Source organism: Glycomyces tarimensis (genome assembly GCF_054776215.1).
On the sequence record NZ_BAAHCB010000006.1, the window covers coordinates 10,248 to 16,682 of the forward strand.

General features: G+C 67.4%; 5 protein-coding genes. 2 read left to right on the forward strand and 3 right to left on the reverse strand.

The features are described 5' to 3' along the window. Positions 1-363 precede the first annotated feature (363 nt). Positions 364-1,581, reverse strand: coding sequence for an alpha-hydroxy acid oxidase (locus ACYVK3_RS09215; protein ID WP_460497005.1), 1,218 nt, complete (start codon positions 1,579-1,581; stop codon positions 364-366). 373 nt (positions 1,582-1,954) lie between these two features. Here ACYVK3_RS09215 and ACYVK3_RS09220 point away from each other — a divergent pair, with 373 nt between their 5' ends. Further along, complete coding sequence (locus ACYVK3_RS09220; RefSeq protein ID WP_460497006.1) at positions 1,955-2,119, forward strand: hypothetical protein; 165 nt, start codon at positions 1,955-1,957, stop codon at positions 2,117-2,119. A 697-nt stretch (positions 2,120-2,816) separates the two neighbouring features. Further along, positions 2,817-4,079 (forward strand): CE1 family esterase, encoded by a 1,263-nt coding sequence (locus ACYVK3_RS09225; protein WP_460497007.1) that lies wholly within the window; start codon positions 2,817-2,819, stop codon positions 4,077-4,079. 193 nt (positions 4,080-4,272) lie between these two features. Here the strand turns inward: ACYVK3_RS09225 and ACYVK3_RS09230 are convergent, their stop codons facing one another. Both ACYVK3_RS09230 and ACYVK3_RS09235 read right to left on the reverse strand, forming a co-directional pair. After that, a complete protein-coding gene (locus ACYVK3_RS09230; RefSeq protein ID WP_460497008.1) occupies positions 4,273-5,187 on the reverse strand; it encodes an alpha/beta hydrolase family protein in 915 nt (304 codons plus the stop codon). A 420-nt stretch (positions 5,188-5,607) separates the two neighbouring features. After that, entirely contained in the window at positions 5,608-6,324 is a 717-nt protein-coding gene (locus tag ACYVK3_RS09235; RefSeq protein ID WP_460497009.1) for a FadR/GntR family transcriptional regulator, read from the reverse strand. Positions 6,325-6,435 lie beyond the last annotated feature (111 nt).

The window sequence follows — 6,435 nt, forward strand, 5'->3', positions numbered from 1 at the left end:
CCGATGCCGGGCAGCGCCGTCTTCGATGCAATGGCGGGCGGTTGGAATACCAGCTCGTTCTTGCAGTGGTCCGCGTACATCGCTCCTGTCACGCCACCGGTGCGGGCCCACCCGCCGATCGGGACGGACCAGCTCGATCGGGCTCGAGGTTTAACTTCTTCGCTTGTGGGATCGAGGTGTCGGGCAAGCGGGAAGTCCCTGGTGGGGTCGATTCGTCGGCGGAACATGGGCCTGGCTCGCCGGGCTGCCGTCGAGCACCGGCTGCCAGCCCTGGCTCTTCGCGGACTCGGCGGATCCGACCACTGTGAGCCGCGGCTTGCCTGGCTGTTCCTGTCCGACCATGACAACCATCCCACCACAGCCTCACCGTATTTGGGTGACGTGGCCTGGTTCGAGTTCGTCGAGGCTCGCGACGCCGAGGAGCTTCATCGTCCGCTCGACCTCCTCGCGGAGGATGGCGATGGTGCGTTCGACGCCTTGGCGTCCCCCGGCCATGAGCCCGTAGAGGTAGGCGCGGCCGATCATGGTGAATCGCGCGCCGAGGGCGACCGAGGCGACGATGTCCGCGCCGGACATGATGCCGGTGTCGAGGTGGACCTCGATGTCCTGCCCGACCTCCTTGACTACCTGGGGAAGCAGGCGGAAGGGGACGGGGGCGCGGTCGAGCTGGCGGCCGCCGTGGTTGGAAAGGGTCACGGCGTCGACGCCGAGGTCCGCGCAGCGCTTCGCGTCGGCCACGGTCTGGACGCCCTTGACGACGAGCTTCCCGGGCCACTGCTCCTGGATCCAGGCGAGGTCCTTGTAGTCGACGGAGGGGTCGAACATGGTGTCGAGCAGTTCGGCCACGGTCCCCGACCAGCGCGAGAGCGAGGCGAACGCGAGGGGCTCGGTGGTAAGCATGTCGAACCACCAATTCGGCTTTCGCACAATGTCGAAGAACGTGCGGGCGGTGATCGCCGGCGGGATCGAGAACCCGTTGCGCTTGTCGCGCAGTCGCGCTCCGGCGACGGGGACGTCGACGGTGACCAGGAGCGTGTCGAACCCGGCCGCCGCGGCCCGCTCGACTAGGGCCATGGAGCGGTCGCGGTCCTTCCACATGTACAGCTGGAACCACTGGCGCCCTTCAGGTCCGCCCACGGCGGCGACGTCCTCGATGGTGGTGGTGCCCATGGTCGACAGCGCGAACGGGATCCCCGCGGCCGCGGCCGCCCCGGCGCCCGCGGTCTCGCCTTCGGTGTGCATCATTCGCGTGAACCCGGTGGGGGCGATGCCGAACGGCAGGGCCGAGCGCTTCCCGAGCACGTCCCAGCCGGTGTCGACTTTCGAGACGTCGCGCAGAATCGCGGGGTGGAACTCGATGTCGGCGAACGCCTGCCGCGCCCGCGCCAGTGACAGCTCGGCCTCGGCCGCGCCGTCGGTGTAGTCGAACGCCGCGCGCGGGGTGCGCTTCTCCGCGATGGCGCGGAGGTCCGCGATGGTCAGTGCGGCGTTCAGCCTCCGGCGCTTCGCGTTGAAGTCGGGGCGTTTGAACCGGACCAGGGGAAGAAGATCCTTGGGGCGGGGGAACTGTCGCTTGGTCATTGCTGGGCCTATCTGGAAGTGCGTGGGGAGCGCACGTGTCGGGTGAGCGGGAAGTCCCGCGCGACGCGGGCGCGGAGGATATCAGGGCCGCCGTCGATCCAGCCGAGAGCTCGGGTCAGGCAGCTCCCAAAGGCGGCGACCTCGGCAAGGCTTTGGAGGATGCAGCGGACGAGTACCGGCCGCCAGCTCGGGGCCGGGCGGTCATAGGCGCCGAGCCATGCCGGGATGCAGTCGGGCATGTCCCCCTGCGCCGGGAAGCTCGGGTCGGCCGGCGGCGGTCGGGGTACGACCGCCGCCGATGGCAACCCTCTGCCTGGGCACCGTCTTATTCGAACCGCTTGACAGACCCCGAGATGAAGCCGACGCGCGAGAATTGGCCTACCAGACCGGATCAGACGGCACCTTCCAACGACGCCGACGCGCAGGCGAATACGAGATCACCGCGACCCTCGAACCCGACGCCACCGCGACCGAGACCACCACAGTCCAAGCAGGCCAGACAGTCGAGGTCGAACTCACCTTGCATGCGAGCGAGTGATCGAACGCGCCCGTCCTCACAGGGATGTCCTGTTGGGAGCAGGCGATCGTCCGCTTTCCAGGAGGGTGCTTACTCGGCCAACACATGCCCATCTACCTGCAGGAGTACCCAGCGATGTTGGGCGCTTCGGTCTCAAGGAAGCCGAGCTTGAACATGACATTGACACCGGGCCGGGGTCCAGCTTCGGATTTGGCAGGCATCGCTATGGAAGCCCCGAACGTGCGGTAGGGGCGGCACTGGAGCCTATTGGCGCGCCCACGCGCCGGTAGGCCGGACGGTGCCTCCAGGACACGTCGGTATAAGCAGCAGGGTGCGCGGCTCTTTCCGCGCCAGGGTGCGCGCACCCTGGCCAGTCTGACCGGTCTCTCCCACCCGGACTACCGGTTGCCGCATGAAGACCGGCCGGGGAAGGGCCTACTACCTGCGCAAGCGCGATGAAGGCAAGACCCACCGCGAAGCACTGCGCTGCCTGAAACGCCAACTGATCAAGGCCGTCTGACGAGCCATGACACGAGACCAACAACACCAGACCGCCATGGTCACCCCAGCTTGACAAACATAGAGGAACCGATTAGTCAAGCATATATGGACATTTACCGATACCTAGGGTACGTTAAGTTTCGGGGCCTCTCACGAAAATTTCGACCACAGGGACGCAAGGCTCAACCGCCATCAACAACACGAAAGGCGCCTCATCATGAAGTCCTCGAGAACCGGCGCGCGGATAGCGCTGGTCGCGGCGGCCCTGGCCGCGGTCTTCGCCGCGGGCACGCTGGCCGCCACCGCCGGCCCATCGCCGTCCTCGGCGCAGGCCTCGGCAACTGCCGGATGCGGTCAGGCCCCCACCATGACCAGCGGCACCCACACCATCCAGAGCGGCGGCAAGAGTCGCAGCTTCATCCTCGACATTCCCTCCGGCTACGACCGGAACCGCCCCTACCGCCTCGTCTTTGGCTTCCACTGGTGGGGCGGCACCGCTCAGGATGTCGCGACCGGTCAAGCGGTCCAGACCGGCACCTACGCCTACTACGGGCTCAAGCGGCTCGCCGGCGACTCCACCATCTTCGTCGCTCCGCAGGGCCTGGACAACGCCTGGGCCAACAGCGGCGGCGAGGACATCGCGTTCGTCGATGACATGATCGCGCTCATCGAGGGCGATCTGTGCGTCGACACGGATCAGCGGTTCTCCTTGGGATTCAGTTACGGCGGAGCCATGAGCTACTCGCTCGCGTGCTCTCGCCCGGACATGTTCCGCGCCATCGCGCCCTACGGCTCCCCCGGATTCGTCAGCGGATGCAGCGGCGGCACCGAGCCGGTCGCGGTATTCGCGGCGCACGGCACCACCGACAACTTCACCGACGGGATCTCCCAACGCGACAGGTTCGTCGCCAACAACGGCTGCACGCCGCAGACCACGCCGTCGCCTCCGCAGGGCAGCCGGACGCACATCACAACCGAGTTCGCGGGATGCTCGACGGACCATCCGGTCGTATGGGCCTCGTTCGACGAAGGCCACATCCAGGCCCCGAGGGACGGCGCCGCGGGCGACGGCGCCGACTCGTGGCTCCCTGGAGCGACCTGGGAGTTCTTCAACCGGTTCGAGTCCGACCCGTCCGACGAGACCACTCCGCCGGACGAGACCACCAGCCCGCCCCCGACCGGGTCCGGCTGCTCGGCCGAGATCGATGTCGTCAACGAGTGGGGCTCAGGCTGGCAGGGCAACCTCCTCATCACCGCCGGAAGCGAGACCATCAACGGCTGGACGCTCACCTGGATCTGGCCGGGCGGTCAGAGCATCAGCAGCCACTGGAACGCCGACGTCTCCACATCCGGATCGACCGTCACCGCGGTCGACGTCGGGTGGAACGGCACCATCCAGGCCGGACAGACGGTCGGCGTGTGGGGATTCGTCGGCACCGGTTCAGCGTCGACGCCGGCGGTCACCTGCACCGCTGAATGAGGCGGGCACGGGCCGGGGACCCCTCACGTCCTCGGCCCGAGCGATTGCCCGCTCAGCCCTGCACGGGGTAAGCGCCCAGTGCAGGGCTGAGCGCACGATCGCACCGGGGCATTTCGGCGGCCAGGGCAACGAAGCGCCTCGTGCGGACTGGACTCCTCGCTGGTCTTGTAGAGTTCGGGATCGATGCCGGGGGTCAGTCGAGTTCGGCTTCCCAGACGATGCCGCCACCGGAGGCGTCAGCCGGAAGCCGGTCGCGCGCGGCGGTGTCGCCGTATAGGCACCACCGCATCCAGTCGAGACTGGTGTGGACTGTCTGAGCGTAAGTCGGTCCGTTCCAGATGAACTCGTCGTGGCCCTGTCCTGTGTGCGTCATGAAGGACTTCGGGGCCGGGAGCTCGGCATAGGCCTGGCGCGCTCGGTCGTAGTCGCAGATCGGGTCCTGGTCGCCGTGGACGAACAGGACCTTGGCGGTGACTTGAACCGCCGGATGGCCCATGTCGACGGTGGCATACGCGATCGCGGCGGTGACCCGCTCGTCGGGCCAGGCGGTGAGGAGCCCGTGGGTGGTCATCCCGCCCAGGGAGTGTCCGGACGCTCCGACGCCGTTCGCGGTGTTCATGTGGCCGGCGAACATGTCGCCGCCTTCGTTCAGCGCCAAGGTGCGGGTGATGACTTCTGCGACGTCGAGCGACTGATTGCCGTTGTATACGTCGTCGACATTGCCCTCGGCACCGGTGGTGGTAGTGGGGAAGACCGGTGCCGGGACGATGAATCCGGCCTGAGCCAGGGGGCGGATGTGAACGCCGTAGCTCTCCGGATTGCCGCCCAGACCGTGGCTCCACTCGACCACCGGGAAACTGCCGTCGGCGATCGGCGCGTCGCGCACCGGCTCGCCTCCGGGCGAGCCGATCGACGGATAGAAGATGCGGGTGACAAGGCTGCGGTCTCCCCTGCTCCAGGCGAACTCCCGCACGCCGATGGCGAACGGCTCGGTCGGGGCGGTCGCCGCTGCGACAGGGCGGGCATGCGCGGAGGGATGCACGGAGGCACCTGCGGCGGTGGCTCCGAGCGCCCCCATTCCCAGGACTCCGTGTCTTGAAATTGGCATCGATTACTCCTTCGCCGATCGTGGGAATCCGCCGATTGCCCGGCGGGCCCAGCGGACCGTGCGCTCGAGTGCGGCGCGGCATCGAGCTGTACCGGGGGGAGCGACGACACAGCCGCGGAGCGGTTCCGTCCGAAAATTTTCGGAACATTGGCCGAAATTTTCGATGCACAGAACTATAGAGATACTCCGATATAAGGTCAACCCTGCCGAGGCGACGAATGCGCTTCTGCACCTGTCGGCACGTTCACCGAGTCGAGGAGGTCGTGCTGCCTGGCCGGCCCCACAAGCGCAGGTGGGGCCAGAATGGCGGCCATGCTCGTCAGTCACCACATGCCGCAGGTCCTGAAGGTCCTGAAGGTCCCGACAGGCTCGAGGCCTTGCGACCGCCTCGGCGAACCACACCGCTCGCCTACCGCGGCGTCAGCTCTCCAGACCTGTCGGCGGTTCGGCGAGCGGCCGGTCACGCAGCGATTCCTCCACTCCGAGCAAGTGGTTCGCCATGCGGACCCGCGCCAATTCCGGATCACGTGCCTGCAGCGCCCGCCAGATCGCGAGGTGCTCTTCGTGGGTACGCCGGTCGACGCCCTCCTCGCGCAGGCTCCGCCAGAGGCGATCGCGGACAGTGCGGCTGGCCAGTGCCTCGATCATGCCGACGAGCACCGGATTGTCGGTGTGGGCGGCAATGACGCGATGGAACGCGATGTCGATCTCGATCACTCGCTCGTGCTCCTCGGGCGTCTTGTCGAGGATGCGCTCGGCCTCGTCGAGCAATGCCTTGGTCTCGGCGAGCGCCTCGTCGGTGATCCGGGGGGCGGCAAGGCGGGCCGCCTCGCACTCCAGGAGCCGCCGGATGGCGTGCACGTGTCGGACCTGTCCCTCACCCTGCAGGTCGACCACGAACCCCATCGGCGCCAGCAGGCGGGTGACGTCGAGGCTCGTGACATAGGTGCCGTCGCCTTGCCGGGTGTTGAGGACACCGAGAATGGACAGTGCGCGGACGCCTTCGCGGAGTGAACCGCGTGATACGCCGAGGGTCTCGGCGAGCTCTTTCTCCACGGGCAGCCGCTCTCCCGGACGGAGTTCGCCCTCGAGGATCATGTGCTTGATGCCGTTGACGACATCATCGGTGCGGGACATGGTGCAAGTGTCGCCGAGACCTCGCGCGATCCGCAAGAAACGTCTGATCTTTCTGATCGGCACCTCCGGCGTTCTGTGGAGGCCGCCCGGGCGGCGCTTCTTCGCCCGGGC